At 70.3% G+C, this 19508-nt stretch carries 16 protein-coding genes and 2 pseudogenes; 8 read left to right on the forward strand and 10 right to left on the reverse strand.

All coding sequences use genetic code 11. The annotated features are described in order from the left end of the window. From AB0F88_RS27695 to AB0F88_RS27725, 7 genes and pseudogenes are all read right to left on the reverse strand, one after another. A pseudogene (locus AB0F88_RS27695) lies at positions 1-1000 on the reverse strand (hypothetical protein); the annotation flags it as partial. A gap of 311 nt (positions 1001-1311) precedes the next feature. Beyond that, the gene (gene clpB, locus AB0F88_RS27700) at positions 1312-3894 is read right to left on the reverse strand and encodes an ATP-dependent chaperone ClpB (RefSeq protein WP_362690074.1); all 2583 of its coding nucleotides are present in this window, start codon (positions 3892-3894) and stop codon (positions 1312-1314) included. A 208-nt stretch (positions 3895-4102) separates the two neighbouring features. Further along, positions 4103-4378 (reverse strand): annotated as a pseudogene (locus AB0F88_RS27705) (helix-turn-helix transcriptional regulator); the annotation flags it as partial. Positions 4379-4380: 2 nt separating this feature from the next. Beyond that, positions 4381-5583 (reverse strand): molecular chaperone DnaJ, encoded by a 1203-nt coding sequence (gene dnaJ, locus AB0F88_RS27710; protein WP_362690077.1) that lies wholly within the window; start codon positions 5581-5583, stop codon positions 4381-4383. A gap of 34 nt (positions 5584-5617) precedes the next feature. After that, a complete protein-coding gene (gene grpE / locus AB0F88_RS27715; protein ID WP_362690080.1) occupies positions 5618-6232 on the reverse strand; it encodes a nucleotide exchange factor GrpE in 615 nt (204 codons plus the stop codon). 28 nt (positions 6233-6260) lie between these two features. Next, entirely contained in the window at positions 6261-8135 is a 1875-nt protein-coding gene (gene dnaK, locus AB0F88_RS27720) for a molecular chaperone DnaK (RefSeq protein ID WP_362690083.1), read from the reverse strand. A 262-nt stretch (positions 8136-8397) separates the two neighbouring features. Further along, positions 8398-8886: a hypothetical protein gene (locus AB0F88_RS27725; RefSeq protein WP_362690086.1), complete on the reverse strand. Its 489-nt coding sequence runs from the start codon at positions 8884-8886 to the stop codon at positions 8398-8400. 196 nt (positions 8887-9082) lie between these two features. On the opposite strand from AB0F88_RS27725, the gene proC reads away from it, so the two are divergent. The 8 genes from proC (at position 9083) to AB0F88_RS27765 (ending at position 16605) form a co-directional block, all read left to right on the forward strand. Continuing rightward, the gene (gene proC, locus AB0F88_RS27730) at positions 9083-9877 is read left to right on the forward strand and encodes a pyrroline-5-carboxylate reductase (protein ID WP_362690089.1); all 795 of its coding nucleotides are present in this window, start codon (positions 9083-9085) and stop codon (positions 9875-9877) included. A gap of 142 nt (positions 9878-10019) precedes the next feature. Further along, positions 10020-11261, forward strand: coding sequence for an MFS transporter (locus AB0F88_RS27735; protein WP_362690091.1), 1242 nt, complete (start codon positions 10020-10022; stop codon positions 11259-11261). A gap of 275 nt (positions 11262-11536) precedes the next feature. Continuing rightward, on the forward strand, positions 11537-12700 hold the full coding sequence (locus AB0F88_RS27740) for an acetoin utilization protein AcuC (RefSeq protein WP_362690094.1): 1164 nt from the start codon (positions 11537-11539) through the stop codon (positions 12698-12700). 47 nt (positions 12701-12747) lie between these two features. Then, positions 12748-13527: a phosphatase gene (locus tag AB0F88_RS27745; protein WP_362690097.1), complete on the forward strand. Its 780-nt coding sequence runs from the start codon at positions 12748-12750 to the stop codon at positions 13525-13527. 322 nt (positions 13528-13849) lie between these two features. Continuing rightward, complete coding sequence (locus AB0F88_RS27750) at positions 13850-14053, forward strand: helix-turn-helix domain-containing protein (protein ID WP_012887307.1); 204 nt, start codon at positions 13850-13852, stop codon at positions 14051-14053. Between the two features lie 304 nt (positions 14054-14357). After that, the gene (locus tag AB0F88_RS27755; RefSeq protein ID WP_018654693.1) at positions 14358-14456 is read left to right on the forward strand and encodes an AURKAIP1/COX24 domain-containing protein; all 99 of its coding nucleotides are present in this window, start codon (positions 14358-14360) and stop codon (positions 14454-14456) included. Positions 14457-14476: 20 nt separating this feature from the next. After that, a complete protein-coding gene (locus AB0F88_RS27760) occupies positions 14477-15502 on the forward strand; it encodes an NAD-dependent epimerase/dehydratase family protein (protein WP_362690100.1) in 1026 nt (341 codons plus the stop codon). Continuing rightward, a complete protein-coding gene (locus AB0F88_RS27765; RefSeq protein WP_362690103.1) occupies positions 15499-16605 on the forward strand; it encodes a lysophospholipid acyltransferase family protein in 1107 nt (368 codons plus the stop codon). Before AB0F88_RS27760 ends, AB0F88_RS27765 begins: the two co-directional genes overlap by 4 nt. A 141-nt stretch (positions 16606-16746) precedes the next feature. On the opposite strand, the gene AB0F88_RS27770 is transcribed toward AB0F88_RS27765, so the two are convergent. From AB0F88_RS27770 to AB0F88_RS27780, 3 genes are all read right to left on the reverse strand, one after another. Further along, a complete protein-coding gene (locus tag AB0F88_RS27770) occupies positions 16747-17544 on the reverse strand; it encodes an HAD-IB family hydrolase (RefSeq protein ID WP_362690466.1) in 798 nt (265 codons plus the stop codon). 309 nt (positions 17545-17853) lie between these two features. Continuing rightward, complete coding sequence (locus tag AB0F88_RS27775) at positions 17854-18531, reverse strand: DUF5667 domain-containing protein (protein WP_362690106.1); 678 nt, start codon at positions 18529-18531, stop codon at positions 17854-17856. Between the two features lie 157 nt (positions 18532-18688). Then, positions 18689-19333: a sigma-70 family RNA polymerase sigma factor gene (locus tag AB0F88_RS27780; protein WP_362690109.1), complete on the reverse strand. Its 645-nt coding sequence runs from the start codon at positions 19331-19333 to the stop codon at positions 18689-18691. Between the last annotated feature and the right edge of the window lie 175 nt (positions 19334-19508).

A 19508-nucleotide genomic window follows, 5' to 3' on the forward strand; every position in this document is an offset into this window, starting at 1 on the left:
TCTCCGGCAGTGCGGGGGTCTCCGGGCGTGCGGCGGCCGGCGACTCCTGCGTGGTCAGGTTCGCGGTGGGCATGTCCTCGGCGGGCGTCTCCGCCGCGGGCATCTCGGCCGCGGGCAGGTCGACGTTGGGCAGGTCGGCCGGCGGCAGGTTCTCGGTGGCGGCGTCCGCCGGGGCGGGAACGGGCAGCGGGGGCGCGGGCTCCTCGACCGGCGCGACCGCCGCCTCAGAGAGCTCGCCCGGTGCCGGAGGCGCCGGGGCCCGCAGCCAGCTGATGCCGTCGCTGGGAGCGCTCGGCGCGCTCGGCAGACCGGGCAGGTCCGGCGCCTCGGCCACGACGCTCACCCACGAGGTCGTCCACTCGTGGCCGGGAAGGCTCGACTGCCCGAAGGGCAGGGCGTGCAAGCCGGTGCCCGCGGCGACGCCCCCGGCGTCGGCGAAGCTGACCACGGCGGAGGGCTCGGAGAGCTGGGGCAGGCCGGTGACACGGGCGAGCCGGTCCGCGGTCACGGACGTCTCACCGATGTTCGCGGCCACCGGGGCCCCGGCACCGTCGACGGCCACCGGCGCCTGAGCGTCGTTCACCGTTACCGGCGTCTCCGTCATCGGCGTCTGCGCGCCGCCCGCCGTGATCGGCGTCTCCGTGCCGCCCGCCGTGATCGGCGTCTCCGTGTCGCCCGCGACGACCGGCGTCTCCGTGCCGCTCGGCGCGGTCGGCGCCTGCGCGCCGCCCGCCGTCTCGGTGGCGCCCGCGGTCATCGGCATCTCGCCGGTGCTCGCGGCCGGCGGTGCCACGGTGCCGGTCGTGGCCGGCGGTGCGACGGTGCCGGTCGCGGCCTGTGCCCCCTCGGGCGTCGTGGCGGTCCCGGCGGCGGTCTCCTCGCACGCCACCGTCCCGGGAGCCCCCTGCACGGCCGCCGTGCCCTGCTCCGGGCAGGGCGCGACCTCCGCCGACGCCGGAGAGGCCATCGTCAGGCCGGCGCCGACCGTGAGCACCGCCATCGCGAGGATCCCTCGGATGTTCCGTGTTGAGTTCGACATGCGCATCCCCCTGTTGCGTTCGGTAATCCGACGAAAACCGAACGTAACAGGGGGGTCTCGCCCGGGGGCGGGCTTAGCTCAATGGTGGTCAAGCCATTACCGGGCTTCGCCCGCCCGCCGTCAGGCCGTCACCGGGCCTTACCGGGGCTCACCCGCCCGGCTGCCGGGACGTTACCGGGCCTTACCGGGACCCGCCCGCCGCCGGGCCGTCGATGGGCCGCTGACGGGCCGTCGACGGGCCGCGCCCGGTCGCCGTCAGGTCCTCGTCGCCGTCAGGTCCTCACCGGGCCGATGCGCAGGGAGTCGCTCGCCTCGTCGAGGTCGACCAGCACCTCGTCGCCGTCCTGGACCTCGCCGGAGAGCACCTCCTTGGCCAGCTTGTCGCCGATCGCGGACTGGACGAGGCGGCGGAGCGGACGCGCGCCGTACAGCGGGTCGTAGCCCGTCAGCGCCAGCCAGTCGCGCGCCGCCGGGGTCACGGTCAGCGTGAGCCGCCGGTCCGCCAGGCGCCTGGCCAGGTGGACCACCTGCAGGTCCACGATCCTGGACAGCTCCTCGGTGCCGAGCGCGTCGAACTGGATGACGTCGTCGAGCCGGTTCAGGAACTCCGGCTTGAACGCGTTCCTGACCGCGGCCATCACGGCGGTCCGCTGGGCCTCCTTCGCCATGCCCGGGTCCACCAGGAACTGCGAGCCGATGTTGGAGGTGAGGATCAGGATCACGTTGCGGAAGTCGACCGTCCGGCCCTGCCCGTCGGTGAGCCGCCCGTCGTCGAGCACCTGGAGCAGGATGTCGAAGACCTCCGGGTGGGCCTTCTCGACCTCGTCCAGCAGCACCACGCCGTAGGGCCTGCGCCGCACGGCCTCGGTGAGCTGGCCGCCCTCCTCGTAGCCGATGTAGCCGGGAGGGGCGCCCACCAGGCGCGCGACGCTGTGCTTCTCGCCGTACTCGCTCATGTCGATGCGGACCATCGCCCGCTCGTCGTCGAACAGGAAGTCCGCCAGCGCCTTGGCCAGCTCCGTCTTGCCGACGCCCGTCGGGCCGAGGAAGAGGAAGCTGCCGGTCGGCCGGTCCGGGTCGGAGATGCCCGCCCGCGCCCGCCGTACGGCGTCGGAGACCGCCTCGACCGCCTGCCGCTGGCCGATCAGCCGCCTGCCGAGCTCCTCCTCCATGCGGAGCAGCTTGGCGGTCTCGCCCTCGAGCAGCCGGCCCGCGGGGATGCCGGTCCACGAGGAGATCACCTGGGCGATGTCGTCGGAGCCGACCTCCTCCTTGACCATGGCGTCCTCGGGCTGGGCGGCCTTGCTGGCCTCGGCGAGCTCGGCCTCCAGCTTGGGCACCTCGGCGTACATCAGCCGCGAGGCGGCCTCGAAGTCGCCGTCGCGCTGCGCGCGCTCGGCGGCGCCGCGCATCTCGTCGATCTGCTTCTTCAGGTCGCCGACCCGGTTGAGGCCCGCCTTCTCCCGCTCCCAGCGGCCGACCAGGGCGTTGAGGTCCTCCTGGCGGTCGGCGAGCTCCTTGCGGAGCCGCTCCAGCCGCTGCAGGCTGCCCTCGTCGGTCTCCTTGGCGAGCGCCAGCTCCTCCATCTTCATCCGGTCGACGTTCCGCTGGAGCTGGTCGATCTCCACCGGGCGGGAGTCGATCTCCATGCGGAGCCGGGAGGCCGCCTCGTCGACGAGGTCGATCGCCTTGTCGGGCAGGAAGCGGGAGGTGATGTAGCGGTCGGAGAGCGCGGCGGCGGCCACGAGCGCGCCGTCGGAGATCTGGACCTGGTGGTGCGCCTCGTAGCGGCCCTTGAGACCGCGCAGGATGGCGATGGTGTCCTCGACGGTGGGCTCGCCCACGTAGACCTGCTGGAAGCGCCGCTCCAGCGCGGGGTCCTTCTCGATGCGCTCGCGGTACTCGTCCAGCGTGGTCGCGCCGATCATCCGCAGCTCGCCGCGGGCCAGCATGGGCTTGAGCATGTTGCCCGCGTCCATCGCGCCCTCGGCGGCACCCGCGCCGACCATGGTGTGCAGCTCGTCGATGAAGGTGACGACCTGGCCGTCGCTCTCCTTGATCTCCCCGAGCACCGCCTTGAGGCGCTCCTCGAACTCGCCGCGGTACTTGGCGCCGGCGACCATCGCGCTGAGGTCGAGCGCGATCAGGCGCTTGTCGCGCAGGCTGGAGGGGACGTCGCCCGCGACGATCCGCTGGGCCAGCCCCTCCACCACCGCGGTCTTGCCGACGCCGGGCTCGCCGATGAGCACCGGGTTGTTCTTGGTACGGCGGCTGAGCACCTGGATGACGCGCCGGATCTCCGAGTCGCGGCCGATCACCGGGTCGAGCTTGCCCGCCCTGGCCCGCTCGGTCAGGTCGATCCCGTACTTCTCCAGCGCCTGGTAGGTGTCCTCGGGCGTCTCGCTGGTCACCCTGGCGTGGCCGCGCACCTTCTCGAAGGCGTCGAGCAGCGCGTTCGGGCTCGCGCCGTTCGCCTTGAGCAGCGCGGCGACGGGACCGCCGTCGGCGGCGAGACCGACCAGCAGATGCTCGGTCGAGACGTAGTCGTCCTCGAGCCCGCGGGCCCGCTGGGCCGCGGTGTTCATCACGGTGAGGAGCTGCCTGGAGCTCGACGGGGCGCTGACCGTGGAGCCCTGCGCCTTCGGCAGGGCCGCGAGCTGCTTCTCCGCCTCGACGCGCAGCCGCTTCCAGTCGGCGCCCACCGCTTCGAGCAGGGGTACGGCGGTGCCGCCGGTCTGGCTGAGCAGCGCGGTGAACAGATGGGCCGGGGCGACCTCGGGATTACCCTCGGCGGCCGCCCGCCTGATGGCGGAGGAGACCGCCGCCTGGCTCTTCTGGGTGAGCTTGTAGTCCATGCTTGTCAGGCCTCACTCGAAAGTGCTGTGTCAGATGGCGACGCCGGCCCGGCGGGGTCCTCACGGGTCGGCTGTGAAGCCGGCGCGTTCTCACGGGCCGGTCACAGACGCGTCCTTGAAGGCGTGGGACGGAGTCTCAGGCGGGGGGCAGCTGGTACTGGATGAGCGCGCGGATCATGTTCATCTCCGCGCGCAGGCGGTGGTTCTCGTCGCGCAGGCGCAGGGCCTCCGTCTCGAGGGTCAGGATTCGCTTGATGCCCGCGAGGTTGATGCCCTCCTCCTGGGAGAGCCGCTGCACCTCGCGGAGCATCACGATGTCGCGGGTGGAGTACAGGCGTCCGCGTCCCGCCGTCCGGCCCGGACTGACCAGGCCGAGACGGTCGTACTGGCGCAGGGTCTGCGGGTGCAGACCTGACAGCTGGGCGGCCACCGAGATCACGTAGACGGGTGTGTCGTCCGACAGATCGAAGTAGTTGGCTTCCATGGCTACTCGCTTCTGGCCTGTTCGATCAGGTCCGCCCGCGGGTCACCACCCGAGGTGGCGTCGCGGAACTCCTCGAGGGCGCCCCTTGCCTTGTCCTCCAGTTGCTGTGGCACCAGGACCTCGATCGTGGCGAGCAGGTCGCCCTTGGTGCCGTCCTTGCGGGCCACGCCCCTGCCGCGCACCCGGAAGGTGCGGCCGTTCGGGGTGCCCTCGGGGATGCGCAGCGTGACCGGCAGCCCCTTCAGGATCGGCACCTTGATCTCGGCGCCCAGCGCGGCCTCGGTGAAGGTCACCGGGACGGTGACCGTCAGGTTCTCGCCCGTCCTGCCGAACACGGGGTGCGGCTTGACGTGGATCTGGACGTAGAGGTCACCGGCGGGACCGCCGTTCTCGCCCGGCGCCCCCTTGGCCTTGATCTTGATGCGCTGGTTGTCGCCGACCCCTGCGGGGATGCGGGCCTGGATCGTACGGGTGCTCTTGCCCCGCCCGCTCCCGTCGCACACCGGGCACGGGTCGTCGACCAGCAGGCCGCGGCCCTTGCAGTCGCGGCACGGCTCGGAGAAGGCGAAGTTGCCGAGGTTGCGGCTGGCCGCCCCGGTGCCCTCGCAGGTCGGGCAGACCCGCGGGGTGGTCCCGGCCTTGGCGCCGGTGCCTCCGCATCCGGTGCACGCGGAGGAACTGGTCAGGCGGAGCGACACCGTGGTGCCCTCCACCGCCTCGGAGAAGGAGAGCGTGACCTCGGACTCGATGTCCTGGCCGCGCCGCGCCCTGCTCGCCGTCCCCCCGGGGCGGCTCGCGCCGCCCCGGTTGAAGAGCCCGCCGAAGAGGTCGCCGATGCGATCTCCGGCGCCGCTCTGCTGCTGTTGCTGGCCGGTCCCCCCGAACAGGTCCCCCAGGTCGAACGGGAAACCACCCCCGCGCGGAGCGCCCCCCGCCCCCGGGAAGCCGCCGACGCCCGATCCGAACAGCGTCCGCGCCTCGTCGTACTCCTTGCGGCGCTTGGTGTCGGAGAGGATGTCGTACGCCTCCGAGACCTCCTTGAACTTGGCGGTGCTCTCGGAGGTCGCCGAGCTTCCGGGGTTGGCGTCCGGGTGATACTGCCTGGCCAGCTTCCGGTACGCCTTCTTGATCTCATCGGCCGTAGCGGTCTTGGGCACACCAAGGACGGCGTAGTAGTCCTTCTCCAGGTAGTCCTTGGTGCTCATCTACGTTCCTTCTCAGAGATCAGATGTGGGGGTGTCAGTTGTCGTCCGCGGCGGGCTCTTCTGGCTCCGCGACCGCGACGCGCGCGGGGCGGAGCACTCGCTCGCCGATCCGGTAACCGGGCTGGAGGATCTCCACGCAGGTCGGCTCGGTGACGTCGGGGGAGTAGCTGTGCATCAGAGCCTCGTGCACCGTCGGGTCGAACGGCTCGCCCTTGGCGCCGAAGGTGCTCAGCCCCAGCTTCCCGGTGGCCGCCTCCAGTGACTCGCTCACCTTGGCGAAGCCGCCGGTCAGCTCCCCGTGGTCGCGGGCCCGGCCGATGTCGTCGAGGACCGGCAGCAGCTCGGCCAGCACGCCGGCCACCGCCTGCTCCCTGACCGCCACGCGGTCCCGCTCGACCCGCTTGCGATAGTTGGAATACTCGGCCTGAAGGCGCTGCAGGTCCGCGGTGCGCTCGGCGAGCTGGGTGGCCAGCTCGATCGAGGCCAGGTCGGACGCCAGGGAGGACGGCTGGTCGGCCGCCTGCTCCCTGTCGTTCTGGCCCGTGGTCTCGGCCGGGCTCGCCTCGCGTACCTGCCCCGTCTCCGGGTCTATCTTCCGGTTGTCGCGGATCACCGGCTCCTCCTCGGAACCGTTCTCGCGCGTGCTCACGCTGGTGCTCCCCTCGGCTTTCCGACCGTCACTTGGCGCCGTTGTCGCGCTTCGGCTCGTCGTCCACGATCTCGGCCTCGACCACGTCGTCGTCGGCCTTCTGCCCGCCGTCGGCGGCGTCCGCGTCGGGCGCGCCGGCCGGGGTCTCCGACCCCTGCGCCTGGGCGTAGATGGCGGATCCCATCTTCTGGCTGACCGTGGCGAGCTTCTCCGCGGAGGCGCGGATCACGGACGAGTCGGTGCCCTCCAGAGCCTTCTTGAGCTCGGAGACGGCCTCGTTGACCTCGTTCTTGATGTCGTCCGGGACCTTCTCGGCGTTCTCGCCGAGGAACTTCTCGGTCTGGTAGACGAGCGAGTCGGCGTTGTTGCGCGTCTCGGCCTCTTCGCGGCGGTTCTTGTCCTCCTCGGCGTAGGACTCGGCCTCGCGCATCATGCGCTCGATGTCGTCCTTCGGCAGCGCGGAGCCGCCGGTGATCGTCATCGTCTGCTCCTTGCCGGTGCCGAGGTCCTTGGCGGAGACGTTGACGATGCCGTTGGCGTCGATGTCGAAGGTGACCTCGATCTGCGGGATGCCGCGCGGCGCCGGGGCGATGCCGGTCAGCTCGAAGGTGGCCAGCTTCTTGTTGTACGCGGCGATCTCGCGCTCGCCCTGGTAAACCTGGATCTGCACCGACGGCTGGTTGTCCTCGGCCGTGGTGAAGACCTCGGAGCGCTTGGTCGGGATCGTGGTGTTGCGCTCGATGATCTTGGTGAAGATCCCGCCCTTGGTCTCGATGCCCAGGCTCAGCGGGGTCACGTCGAGCAGCAGGACGTCCTTGACCTCGCCCTTGAGCACGCCGGCCTGCAGGGCGGCGCCGATGGCCACGACCTCGTCCGGGTTGACGCCCTTGTTGGGCTCCTGGCCGCCGGTCAGCTCCTTGACGAGCTCGGCCACGGCGGGCATGCGGGTCGAGCCGCCGACGAGCACCACGTGGGCGATGTCGGAGACCTTGATCCCGGCGTCCTTGACGACCTGGTTGAACGGGCCCTTGCACCGCTCGAGGAGGTCGGCGGTGATCCGCTGGAACTCGGCGCGGGTGAGCTTCTCCTCCAGGTGGAGGGGACCCTCGGCCGAGGCGGTGATGTAGGGGAGGTTGATGGAGGTCTCCGACTGGCTGGAGAGCTCGATCTTGGCCTTCTCCGCGGCCTCGCGCAGGCGCTGCAGCGCCATCTTGTCCTTGGTCAGGTCGACGCCGTGCGCGTTCTTGAACCGGTTGGCCAGCTCGTCCACGACGCGCTGGTCCCAGTCGTCGCCGCCGAGGTGGTTGTCGCCGCTGGTGGCCTTGACCTCGACGAAGCCGTGGCCGTCCTCCTGGCCGACGTCGAGCAGGGACACGTCGAAGGTGCCGCCGCCGAGGTCGAAGACGAGGATGGTCTCGTCCTTCTCCTTGTCGAGGCCGTACGCCAGCGCGGCGGCGGTGGGCTCGTTGATGATGCGCAGCACGTTCAGGCCGGCGATGGTGCCGGCTTCCTGGGTGGCCTGGCGCTGGGCGTCGTTGAAGTAGGCGGGAACGGTGATCACCGCGTCGGTGATCTTCTCGCCCAGGTAGGCTTCGGCGTCCTGCTTCAGCTTCTGCAGCACGAAGGCGCTGATCTGCTGCGGGTTTGACTTCTTGCCGTCGATCTCGACGGACCAGTTGGTGCCCATCTCGCGCTTGACCGAGCGAATCGTCCGGTCGACGTTGGTGACGGCCTGCCGCTTGGCGACCTCTCCGACGAGGACCTCGCCGTTCTTCGCGAACGCGACCACGGACGGCGTGGTCCGCGAACCCTGAGCGTTGGCGATGACGGTGGGCTCACCGCCCTCAAGAATCGAGACGACGGAGTTGGTCGTCCCCAGGTCGATACCTACCGCACGTGCCATGAGTACGTCCTTGTAGTCAAAGTTGAGTCGATGAGACTCATAGTGGAACCTCGTGTGACGTTTGTCAAACGACTTGAGTCTATTGGGCTCAACCTTCGGCCGCGCGGAGGCATTCCCGTTTTCCGGGGAAACAGGGTGGTGTCCGTCACCCCCTCTGACGAGGGAACACGCGTGATCGTTCCCGGGCGGTGACCGGGGTGGCCCGGCCACCGCCCGCGAGGGGTGTACTCGGGCGCGGCCTCTCCCGCGCCGGGTCGCCGCGTCAGCGGGCGCCGTCGACGACCTTGCGGGCGCCGAGGGGCTTCTTGAGCTTGACGGTCGTCACCTTCTGGATGGCGATCTCGATGCAGGCGACGTTCTGGACCTTGCTGCTCGGGCCCTCCCAGAGGGTGACGGTCACCCGCTTGGAGGTCTCGCGCACGGTGACCCGGTCGAGCACGTTGCACGGCTCCACCCCGGACCACCAGGTGACCCGCAGGCTCCGGCCGTCCTTCGACGGCTTGGCCTTCAGCCATCTGACCTTGCGGGGGTTGTCGGTGTGCCCCTCGGGCCTCGTCGGCTTGGGGGCACCGCTCGTGGGCTCGCTCCGGGGGGCCACGCTGTGGCTCGCGGGCTCGGAGGGACCGCCGGGGAGGGAGGTGGCCTGACTCACCGGCCGCGAGGGGGAGGCGGCGGTGACCGTGGCGCTGGGTTCGGCGCCGCAGCCCAGCGCCAGCAGGAGGCTTCCGGCCAGGATAGAGGTCGCGATCATACGCATACTCCTAAGACGGATCGGGGTCCGGAGAGGTTCAGAACACTCGGACATCGCGCTGCCGGACCTCCCTTCCCCTCTCGGCGGTGTACGTCCACGGTCGTGTACCGCCTGCGACCGTCACGAGAGATGATTCCCCCGGTGGCGGGGCCGATAGGCTGCGGGAAGTTCCGATCCACGATTTCGAGGTGCTCACATGATCGCGATTCTTGGCACCGGCAAGATGGGTGAGGCCCTGCTGTCCGGGCTGCTCAGGGCCGGGTTCAAGCCGGGCGATGTGATCGCGACGGCGCGGCGCGCCGAGCGGCGCCAGGCCCTCGCGGAGCGGTACGGCGTGCGGGTGGCCTCCAACACCGAGGCGGCCAAGGACGCCGACACGATCATCCTCGCGGTCAAGCCGCAGGACATGGGGTCCCTGCTCGCCGAGATCGCGGGGCACATCCCGGCCGACCGCCTGGTCGTCTCGGCGGCGGCGGGCATCACGACCTCGTTCGTCGAGTCGCGGCTCGGCGCCGACATCCCCGTGGTCCGGGTCATGTCCAACACGCCGGTGCTGGTCGACGAGGCGATGAGCGTGATCTCCGCGGGCGCGCACGCCTCCGAGGAGCACCTCAAGCGGGCCGAGGACCTGTTCAGCCCGGTCGGCAAGGTGCTGCGCATCCCCGAGTCGCAGCAGGACGCGGCCACGGCCCTGTCGGGCAGCGGTCCCGCCTACTTCTTCTACCTGGTCGAGGCGATGGTCGACGCCGGAATCCTGCTCGGCATGCCCCGCGCCGCCGCCCTCGACATGGTCACCCAGTCGATCGTCGGGGCGGCGATCATGCTTCGTGACTCGGGGGAGCACCCGGTGATCCTCCGCGAGGCGGTCACCTCGCCGGGCGGCACCACCATCGCGGCCATCGCCGAGTTGGAGCGGCACAGCGTCCGTGCCGCCTTCCTGGCCGCCATCGAGGCCGCCAGGGACCGGGGACGCCAGCTCGCCGAGGGCTGAGCCGGAGGCCGGGCCGGGAACCGAACGGGGGCTGAGCCGGAGGCCGGGCCAGGAACCGGGCGAGGGCTGAGCCACCCCCTCTATTAGGAAACTTTCCTACATACGGCATCATTTTCCCGGAACTTCGGGGAATGAGGCGATCGTGAAGCAGGCCGTGTCGGCTGACGGGCGGGGGCGGGAACAGGACGGACCCGCTGTCTGGACGCGGAGCTTCCTGCTCTTCTTCACCGCCAGGTCCGTCTCCATGCTCGGGGCCGCGATGGTCCCGTTCGCGACGGCGGTGGGCGTCGGCGGGCTCGGTTACGGCTCCACCGGGGTGGGGCTGGCACTGGCCGCGTGGATGGCGCCCTTCGCGGTGCTCATCCTGTTCGGCGGGGTCTTCGCCGACAGGTTCACGCCGCGCCGCATGATGATCGGCGCCGACACGGTCAGGGTGGTGAGCCAGGGGACCGCCGCGGCCCTGTTCGTCTTCGGCAGGCCGGACCTCTGGCAGATCCTCGTCATCTCCGCGGTCAACGGCGTCGCCGCCGCGATGTACCAGCCCGGCGTCTCCAGCACCGTCCCGCGCGTGGCGCGGGACGTGCAGAAGGCCAACGCCACCCTGCGCGTCTCCGAGTCGATCATGCTGCTGGCCGGTCCCGGCGTCGCCGGCGCCATCGTCGGCTTCTCCGGGGTCGGCGTCGTCTTCGCGATCGACGCCGCGGGATTCACCGTCAGCGCGGTGTGCCTGCTCCTCCTGCGTCTGCCGGTGGTCGCGGGGCCGGTCGCCGAGCGGTCGATGTGGCGCAACCTGCGCGAGGGGTGGCAGGAGTTCCGGTCCAGGACCTGGATGTGGTCGGTGATCCTGGTCTGGGCGGTCTTCGGGGTCACCCTGTTCGGTCCGATGATCCCGCTGGGCTCGGTGCTGATCAGCGAACGGCTCGGCGAGACCGCCTACGGCCTGGTCATGTCCGCCTCCGGCGCGGGCACCATCGTCGGCGGCCTGGTCGCCATGCGGGTCCGCCCGGGACGGCCGCTGATGGCCGGCGCGATCGGCCTGTTCGGTTTCGCCCTGGAGCCGCTCTCCATCGCCGTGGCGTCGCCGCCCGCGGTCCTCATGGCCGCGCACGTGGTCGGCGGCGCCGGGTGGGCGTTCTGGTCGGTCATGTGGGCCACGAGCATCCAGACCCAGGTCCCGGCGGAGGCGCTCAACCGGGTCACCGCGTACGAGGTCGCCGGCTCGACCCTGTTCGTCCCGGTCGGCCAGGTGCTCGCCGGTCCGGTGGCCGGGGCGGTGGGCGCGCCGCAGCTGCTGGCCGGGTCCTCGATCGTGGCGGTCGCCGGGTGCGCCGCCCTCCTGCTGGTCCCCGCCGTCAGGGGACTGCGCCGGGTCTCCTCCGTCTGATCGTCTGATCCGTCTGGTCTCCCTGCCCGGGGTACGGCCGCTGCGGGGATGTCCGGCCTCCGGCGGGTGTCCCGATCTCCTCCTCGACCCCTCAAGTAGCGGCCGTCAAACATGCTCGCTTATGGCAATAAATCTGGATATTTCGCTCAGATGAAAACGGGTGCGTTCTCCGAGACGGCCGCGTAAACGTCATTCCGTACACGTGCGGTAACGTCGAGCCGGGAGCAGGAAGATCGGCCGTGACGCGCGGCGTCGCGACCAGACAGGGAGTGCGCATGAGCCGGTCCGTGCGGGTTGTCTGGGACGATGCGCTCACCTCGTACGACTTCGGACCCGGGCACCCGCTCGCGCCCGTGCGGGTCGAGCTGACCATGGCGCTGGCCAGGGAGCTCGGCGTGCTGGACCGGGTGGAGATGGGCGGCTGCGAGCCCGCCACCGACGACGAGCTGGCGCTCGTCCACGAGCGCGACTACATCGAGGCCGTCAAACGGGTCTCCGCCACCGGGCGGCCCGACCTCGCCCACGGGCTCGGGACCACGGACAACCCCGCCTTCCCCGGGGTGCACGAGGCGTCCGCGCTGATCACCGGCGCCAGCCTGGCCGCCGCCCGCGCGGTGTGGAGCGGCGAGGCCGAGCACGCGGTCAACGTCGCCGGAGGTCTGCACCACGCGATGGCCGCCGGGGCGAGCGGGTTCTGCGTCTACAACGACCCGGGCGCGGCGATCGCGTGGCTGCTGGCCCAGGGGACGTCCAGGATCGCCTACGTGGACGTGGACGTGCACCACGGCGACGGCGTGCAGGCGCTCTTCTACGACGACCCCAGGGTTCTCACCATCAGCCTGCACGAGAGCCCCCGCACCCTCTTCCCCGGCACCGGGTTCCCCGAGGAGCGCGGCGCGGAGGGCACCGCGGTCAATGTGGCCCTGCCCGCCGGATGCGGCGACAGCGGCTGGCTCAGGGCCTTCCACGCGGTGGTCCCGCCGCTGCTGCGGGAGTTCGCCCCCGACGTCCTGGTCACCCAGCACGGCTGCGACAGCCACGCCCTCGACCCGCTGGCCAACCTCATGCTCAGCCTGGACGGCCAGCGGGCCGCGTACGCGGCGCTGCACGAGCTGGCCCACGAGACCGCGGGCGGGCGGTGGGTCGTGACCGGCGGCGGGGGGTACGAGCTGGTGCAGGTCGTGCCCCGGGCGTGGACGCACCTGATCGCGGAGGTGGCGGGCCACCCCCTCGACCCCGGGACGGCCACTCCCGAGGCATGGCGTACGTTCGTCAAGGAACGGACCAACCAGACGGCGCCGCTCACGCTGACCGATGGACGAGACCCGGAATTTCGCGATTTCTCCGCTGGTTATGACCCAGCAGACCCGATCGACCGGGCCATCATGGCGACGAGGAATGCCGTCTTCCCCTTCCACGGGCTCGATCCCCTCCCGTGACCACGGCCCGCACACATGGTCCGCCGGCAAACTGGACTGAGGAACCGATGACGCGCGCTGAGCTTCGTGAGCACCTGGTCCGTACCCGGATCGCCGGTGACGTGGCGACCAGCCGGGAGAACAACCTGGACCACTACCGGTCGCTGTCCAACCGCGACCCGCACTACATGTTCGGGTTGACGATGGAGGGCGCCTGGTCCTACCGGGACGTGCTGGAGCTGATGGCCAAGTCCGCCGGGGTCGTGGCCGATCCCCGTCATCGGGAGGGGCAGGACACCATCGACCCCGACCGCACGATCGAGGCGGTCGAGAAGATGGGCGACACGATCGCCGGAGTGCTCCGGGGGGAGAACCCGCGGATCCTGATCGCCACCGGGCATCCCACCGGCCTGCTCACCATCCACATGGCCCTGGGCCGGACGCTCAGGGCGCGCGGCGTGACCCTGATGGCCCCGGCCGAGGGCTGGTCGTACTGGGGCAGCGGGTTCGGCCGCAGGCGCAAGATCCGCTATCTGGACGACGTCGCGATGCTCGACGACAAGGGCGCCTTCGTGCACACCCACGACCCCGCCCCGATGCGCGCCATGATCGCCGAGCTGGGCGCGGACCGTCCCGATCTGGTGATCGCCGACCACGGCTGGGCCGGGGCGGCGGGCGAGGCGGGCATCCTCACGGTCGGATTCGCCGACAGCAACGACCCCGCCCTCTTCGTCGGGGAGGCCGAGGGCAAGATCGCGGTCACCGTTCCGCTCGACGACAACGTGCTACCGAGGTATTACGAACCGCTGACGAACCACCTGGTCGAGAGGGTCGTACGGGCCCTCTGAGACGGGGGATGCGCAAATTAGGTCATCCCTATACGGGCATTTCGCGCCTGCATTCCACGCACCTCGCCGACCGTTTGCCAACTTTTTGGTGATTGTGGGCGACTCTAATGGGAGACAGTTGGTCCGTTCCAAGATCAATGCGAGGGGCACGGTCCGGCTGCTGGCCAGCGATTTCAGCTGTTTCGCTGACGCGAGACTCCGAAGGCTGAGAAAATAGGGGGTTTGCGTGACAGGGGTCCCGACTTACGCTGACAGCAGTACACGTGCGTGAGCAATGGCACCAGTGGGGATAACCCGGATACACGTGCGGAAGAGGCGTCCGATGGGTGCAGGCGAAAGACCTCTCAGCGAGGTGAAGTTCCTGACGGTGGCAGAAGTGGCCACTGTCATGAGGGTGTCCAAGATGACTGTGTACCGACTCGTGCATTCGGGCGAGCTGCCGGCCATCCGGGTCGGTCGATCCTTCCGGGTGCCGGAGCAGGCGGTTCACGATTATCTGAGGGATGCCTACATCGAGGCAGGTTGAGGCAGGGTGGGCTCGACGCGTCGAGCCGAGCGGCCGGGGCAACGATCCGGCCGTGAGGTGAGCCAGACGCGCTGGGCGCTCATGGTCCTGCTCCTTCCGGTCTGACCGGGGCATGATTTCCGGTATGACCGTTGGAGAGCCGGTCCCTGTCTCGTCGGGGTAGCGGCGTGGTCACCACGTCGTGAGTTCGTGCGCCCGGGGTCCCCCTAGGGGCGATCTACCGTGGATCGCCGGTAGTCTGTTGTGCCGGTGTGCTCTCGCGCACCGGTTCGACAATCTCGGCTACCAGCTACCTGGGGGTCCCGTGGGCTCTGTGATCAAGAAGCGCCGTAAGCGCATGGCGAAGAAGAAGCACCGCAAGCTTCTCAAGAAGACCCGCATCCAGCGGCGTAACAAGAAGTAGCGCGGATCTGCGAGGCGCCGATGACCCACACCGTGCTTGTCACCGGGGTCTCGCGCCACATCGGCGCCCGAGTGGCGAGCGTTCTCGCGGATGACCCGGACATCGACCGGGTCATCGGAGTGGATACGGTGCCGCCGCCCTCGCTCTCACGTGATGGCGGCGTACCTCTCGGCCGGACGGAGTTCGTCCGCGTCGACCTGCGCAGCCCCGACATCGCCCAGGTGATCGCGGCCGCCGACATCGACACCGTCGTTCACATGAGTCTGGTGAGCGCTCCCCCCAGGAGCGGCGGCCGCGCTCTCATGAAGGAGCACAACGTCATCGGCACCATGCAGTTGCTCGGTGCCTGTCAGCGGTCCGCGACGGTCCGCCGCGTCGTCGTGCGCTCGACCACCGCCGTCTACGGTTCCTCCCCGCACGACCCCGCGGTCTTCACCGAGGACGCCGAGCCGGGAGAGCCGCCGAGCCGCGGCTACGCCAAGGACGCCTCCGAGGTGGAGGGCTATGTCCGGGGCTTCGCCAGGCGGCGCCGCGACGTGGCCGTGTCGACGCTCAGGTTCGCCAACTTCATGGGACCCGGCGTCGACTCGCCGCTGACGCGTTACTTCACCCAGCCCGTCCTGCCGACCGTGCTCGGGTTCGACCCGCGGCTGCAGTTCGTCCACGAGGACGACGCGGTCGAGGTGCTGCGGCGGATGGCGATGGAGGACCACCCCGGCACGTTCAACGTGGCCGGAGACGGCGTGCTGCTCCTGTCGCAGTGCGCGCGCAGGGCGGGCCTGCTCCCGATGCCCGTCCCCTCTCCCGTGTTCCGCTTCATGGGCGACCTCGCCCGGAGCGCGGGACTGGTCGGATTCTCCCCCGAGCAACTCCGCCTGATGTGTCACGGACGCGTGGTGGACACCACCGCGCTGTCCACGGAACTCGGCTGGAGGCCGAAGTTCTCCACCGCGGCCGCCTTCGAGGACTTCCTGCGCGCGCGTGACCTGGCCGGAGGCCTTCCCGCGGCCCTGATGGACATGGTGTCCCGGCCGGTGACGGGATGAGCGAGGGGGTGACCGGGGGCGAGGACGCCGAGGTGATTCCCATCACCAGGGCCCGCGCCTCCCGCGAGCACCTCCCCGACCCGTCCGGCGAACCCCCCTTCGAAGCGTCCGGTACGCTCGGTGACCTCTCCCCGGGAGTTCCCGGTGCGTCCTTCCCGGAAGCTCCAGGCGCGTCCGGCGACCTCTTCCCGGAAGCGTCCGGCGAACCTGGCCCCGAGGCCGGGTGGCCTTTCTCCGGGCCGCCGGCCGGCGAGGAAGACGACGATCACCGGCTGGCCGAGCTGCTCGCCTTCCTGCGCCGCAGGGTGACCGGCGACTACGAGGTCGACGAGTTCGGGTTCGACGCGGAGCTCACCGACAGGGTGCTGCTGGAGCTGATCCGCCCGCTGTACCGCCACTGGTTCCGCACCGAGACCGTGGGCATGCACAACGTGCCCGGCGACTCCGGAGCCCTGATCGTGGCCAACCACTCCGGAACCCTCCCGCTCGACGGGCTCATGCTGCAGGTGGCCCTGTACGACGACCATCCCGCACGTCGCGCGCTCCGTCTCCTGGGGGCCGACCTGGTCTACCGGCTCCCGGTGCTCGGCCACCTGTCCCGCAAGACCGGCCACACCCTCGCCTGCCGCGAGGACGCCGACCGGCTGCTCCGCAAGGGCGAGGTCGTCGGCGTCTTTCCCGAGGGTTTCAAGGGGGTCGGCAAGCCGTTCTCCGATCGCTACCGGCTGCAGCGCTTCGGCCGGGGCGGCTTCGTCGCCTCAGCCATCCGCGCGGGCGTGCCGATCGTTCCCTGCGCCATCGTGGGCGCGGAGGAGATCTACCCCAAGATCGGTGACCTGCGGATCCTGGCCAGGGTGCTCGGCCTTCCCTACCTGCCGGTCACGCCGCTGTTCCCCTGGCTCGGGCCCCTCGGGCTGGTCCCGCTCCCGTCCAAGTGGATGATCGGATTCGGCGAGCCGATCCGCACCGACGAGCTCGACCCCGCCGACGCCGACGACCCCATGCTGGTCTTCAACCTCACCGACCAGGTCAGGGAGGTCGTCCAGCAGCAGCTCGACGAGCTCCGGCTCAGGCGCGGCCACGCCTTCCCTCCCTTCCTCTGAAGCCTTCCCCGAAGCCCTTCTCCGAGGCTCCTTCCCCAAGCTCTTCCGGGCTTTCCGAGCTTCGAGGCCTTACCGAGGAGGGCCGTCACGGCCGGGGGCGGCCAAGGACGGCGGGGAGGGTGGAGTGGCGCGAGCGAAGGGTCAGCGGCCGGAGCGGTAGTGGCGGCGCAGGGCGACGGCGGCGGCGATGCCGCCCGCGAGGGCTCCGGCACCCGCCGCGATGGGCAGGCCGATCATGGTCGCCTTGCGCCCCGTACGGAAGTCCTTGATGTCCCAGCTGTTCTGCCGGGCGAACTCGCGCAGCTCGGCGTCCGGGTTGATCGCGGTGGCGTGGCCGACGAGGGAGAGCAGGGGCAGGTCGTTGGCCGAGTCGCTGTAGGCGGAGCAGCGCGACAGGTCGAGCCCCTCCCTGCGGGCCAGGGCCTTGACGGCCTCCGCCTTGGCGGGGCCGTGGAGCAGGTCGCCGACCAGGCGGCCGGTGTAGACGCCGTTCTCGGTCTCGGCGACGGTGCCGAGCGCGCCGGTCAGGCCGAGGCGCTGGGCGATCACCCGGGCCAGCTCCACCGGGGTCGCGGTGACCAGCCAGACCCGCTGGCCCGCGTCGAGGTGTGCCTGCGCGATGGCGCGGGTGCCCGCCCAGATGCGGTCCGCCATCACCTCGTCGTAGATCTCCTCGCCGAGCCGGACGATCTCCTCGACCTTGCTCCCCGCGACGAACGCCAGCGCGGTCTCCCTGGCCTCGTCGATGTGCGCGGGGTTCTCGTCGCCGCGGATCCGGAAGACCACCTGGCCCATCGCGAACCTGAACAGGTCCTTGCTGGTGAACAGGCCCCGGGAGGCGAGACCACGGGCGAAGTGGTAGATGGAGGCGCCGCGCATCATGGTGTTGTCGACGTCGAAGAAGGCGGCGGACACCGGGTCGGGCTCGGCCATCGGCATCGCCACGGCGGCCGCGGCGGCGACCTCGCCCGCCGCGACCTCCCCGACCGTCGCCCGTCTGGTCGTCTCCGCTTCGTCCCGCCGTCGTAGTAGCCGCCTCATAGCACCTCAGCTTAACCGGGACAGAGGGGTGAGATCAGTAGCGTCGGTATGAGCCGGATATGACGTCTTGGTGTCGTACGACATCGCGCGAGCCCGCCGGGGCCGGAGCCGGGTTCCGATGTCCCGCTCCGGGAGGGGCAGGCGGCCCCGCTCCCTTTCTCGGCGGTCCGGGACGGTGGGGGTGGGGCCGGTCCGGTACCGGACCGGCTACTCGGGCGGGGCCAGGCCCTCGATGTAGTTGAGGTAGACGTGGGCCTTGCGCTGGTTCTCCGCTCCCATCTTGGGGATCATCCCGGCGATCTGGGTGCGCTGTTTCTGGACGAAGCGCTTGAGCTCCTTGGCGCTCGCGGAGTCGCGGCGCCGCATCTGCCGCAGGGAGGTCACCGCGGAGCGCGTGGTGTCCTCCATGGCCTGGAGGGTCTCCCCGATCACCTCCTCGCGCCCGCCCTCGCCCTCGGCCGAGCCCAGGAGTTCCTTGACCTCGCGGGCGCGGGTCTCGGCGTAGCCGAAGGAGCGGTCGGCCCGCTCGGCGTCGTCGCTGCTCAGGTGGAACAGCGTCCTCTCGGCGGCGCGTTTGAGCGGGTAGAAGGCGTCACCGGGCATCGACCGGTAGGTCCACATGCCGGATACCGCCATCGAGGCCACCAGGGCGATGCTCAGCAATCGCGGGAACAGCCCCGTACGGGACCTCCGCCGGGAGTGGCGGGGGCCCACCGGCCGCTGCTCGGGGACGTCCTCTCCCGGAGGGGACTGGGTGAGCCGCTCGCGGAGCCTGGCGTTGAACTCGGGCCCGGGGGTGGCCGCCATGCGGGCGCCGAGTCGTGACACGCGGTCCTGAATGCGCGCCTGCGACCTCCGCGAGAATCCGGGCAGCCACTTCCCCATGAACGCTCCCTGCCGCCCCCAGCTCATGATCCATCGGTGTCACTTGCCTAACGACGACTCGGCACGGCAGGTTACGCGCTGCGCCACATCGGCATGGGAACATTGTTTCGGGCGTGGCGGCCGCGGCCGGGAGACGACGGGCCGAGGACGGCCGGTCTCAGCTGAGGTCCGAGGGCAGCGCGCGGGCCAGGGCGCGGATCGCGCGGAACTGGAGTGCCTTGATGGCGCCGCTCTTCTTGCCCATGATGAGCGCGGTCTCCGCCAGCGACATGCCGTGCAGGAAGCGCAGCACCACGCACTCCTGCTGCTCGGGGCCGAGGCCGCGGACGGCGGTGAGCACCCGATCGCTGATCATCGCGGTGACGACGGCGTTCTCCGGGATGTGCGGCCCGTCGAGCGGTGTGTCGATCACCTCGGCCGTCGTGACCTCAAGGCGGTACCTGCCGGACTTGAAGTGATCGGTGATCAGGTTCCTCGCGATGGTCACGAGCCAGGCCCCGAAATCACGCCCTTGCCACGTGAAGTCCGTGATCCGGCGGAGCGCGCGGAGAAAGGTCTCGCTCGTGAGATCCTCGGCCAGTGGGTGTGAGCCGACCCGGAAGTAGACGTAGCGGTACACCAGGGTGAGATAACGATCGTAGAGCGTGCCAAAAGCATCCGAATCTCCGGTTTTGGCGCGCAAAACGAGCCTCCGGAGTTCTTCGGAGGCATCCTCACGCACGGTGAGGTCACTACTGCGGACGGGCTGGGCTACCCCGGCTGTCGTGGGGAGGTGCCCGGCGAGCGGCCACGTTTCAGGCATCCGGTATCCCTGAGGGGAGGGGGTACGGCGTGCTCGATCACTCTAGAAATGAAGTGGAAATTCCACAATCCACTTTGAAGCGTCGTGACTGGGGGTAATCGCCGGATACGGTGTGGGGTCGGTTGTTTCAGACCGGCGCCGGGAGCCGGACGAGGGTTCGGCTACCGGTTGGGGG

The sequence above is a fragment of the Streptosporangium sp. NPDC023963 genome (assembly GCF_040639135.1).
Taxonomy (GTDB): Bacteria; Actinomycetota; Actinomycetes; order Streptosporangiales; family Streptosporangiaceae; genus Streptosporangium.

Coding starts and splice junctions, on each gene's coding strand:
- clpB (WP_362690074.1), bottom strand. CDS start 3,894: ATGGACTACAAGCTCACCCAGAAGAGCCAGGCGGCGGTCTCCTCCGCC.
- dnaJ (WP_362690077.1), bottom strand. CDS start 5,583: ATGAGCACCAAGGACTACCTGGAGAAGGACTACTACGCCGTCCTTGGT.
- dnaK (WP_362690083.1), bottom strand. CDS start 8,135: ATGGCACGTGCGGTAGGTATCGACCTGGGGACGACCAACTCCGTCGTC.
- AB0F88_RS27725 (WP_362690086.1), bottom strand. CDS start 8,886: ATGATCGCGACCTCTATCCTGGCCGGAAGCCTCCTGCTGGCGCTGGGC.
- proC (WP_362690089.1), top strand. CDS start 9,083: ATGATCGCGATTCTTGGCACCGGCAAGATGGGTGAGGCCCTGCTGTCC.
- AB0F88_RS27740 (WP_362690094.1), top strand. CDS start 11,537: ATGAGCCGGTCCGTGCGGGTTGTCTGGGACGATGCGCTCACCTCGTAC.
- AB0F88_RS27745 (WP_362690097.1), top strand. CDS start 12,748: ATGACGCGCGCTGAGCTTCGTGAGCACCTGGTCCGTACCCGGATCGCC.
- AB0F88_RS27750 (WP_012887307.1), top strand. CDS start 13,850: ATGGGTGCAGGCGAAAGACCTCTCAGCGAGGTGAAGTTCCTGACGGTG.
- AB0F88_RS27760 (WP_362690100.1), top strand. CDS start 14,477: ATGACCCACACCGTGCTTGTCACCGGGGTCTCGCGCCACATCGGCGCC.
- AB0F88_RS27765 (WP_362690103.1), top strand. CDS start 15,499: ATGAGCGAGGGGGTGACCGGGGGCGAGGACGCCGAGGTGATTCCCATC.
- AB0F88_RS27770 (WP_362690466.1), bottom strand. CDS start 17,544: ATGCCGATGGCCGAGCCCGACCCGGTGTCCGCCGCCTTCTTCGACGTC.
- AB0F88_RS27775 (WP_362690106.1), bottom strand. CDS start 18,531: ATGGGGAAGTGGCTGCCCGGATTCTCGCGGAGGTCGCAGGCGCGCATT.
- AB0F88_RS27780 (WP_362690109.1), bottom strand. CDS start 19,333: ATGCCTGAAACGTGGCCGCTCGCCGGGCACCTCCCCACGACAGCCGGG.